Source organism: Neisseria sp. P0014.S002, from assembly GCF_051958295.1.
Lineage (GTDB): Bacteria > Pseudomonadota > Gammaproteobacteria > Burkholderiales > Neisseriaceae > Neisseria > Neisseria flavescens_B.
Window position 1 is genome coordinate 1 of sequence record NZ_JBQCVO010000036.1, and the last position, 447, is coordinate 447.

Consider the following 447-nt stretch of genomic DNA (forward strand, 5'->3'; position numbering starts at 1 on the left):
CCTACGGGTGGCAGCAGTGGGGAATATTGGACAATGGGCGCAAGCCTGATCCAGCCATGCCGCGTGAGTGATGAAGGCCTTAGGGTTGTAAAGCTCTTTCGTCAGGGAAGATAATGACGGTACCTGAAGAAGAAGCCCCGGCTAACTTCGTGCCAGCAGCCGCGGTAATACGAAGGGGGCTAGCGTTGCTCGGAATCACTGGGCGTAAAGCGCACGTAGGCGGATCTTTAAGTCAGAGGTGAAATCCCAAGGCTCAACCTTGGAACTGCCTTTGATACTGGAGATCTTGAGTCCGGGAGAGGTGAGTGGAACTGCGAGTGTAGAGGTGAAATTCGTAGATATTCGCAAGAACACCAGTGGCGAAGGCGGCTCACTGGCCCGGTACTGACGCTGAGGTGCGAAAGCGTGGGGAGCAAACAGGATTAGATACCCGAGTAGTCCTGTCTC

At 54.8% G+C, this 447-nt stretch carries 1 rRNA gene; it reads left to right on the forward strand.

Annotated elements, in window-relative coordinates:
* Positions 1–447, forward strand: a 16S ribosomal RNA gene (locus tag ACTHSX_RS10480); the annotation flags it as partial.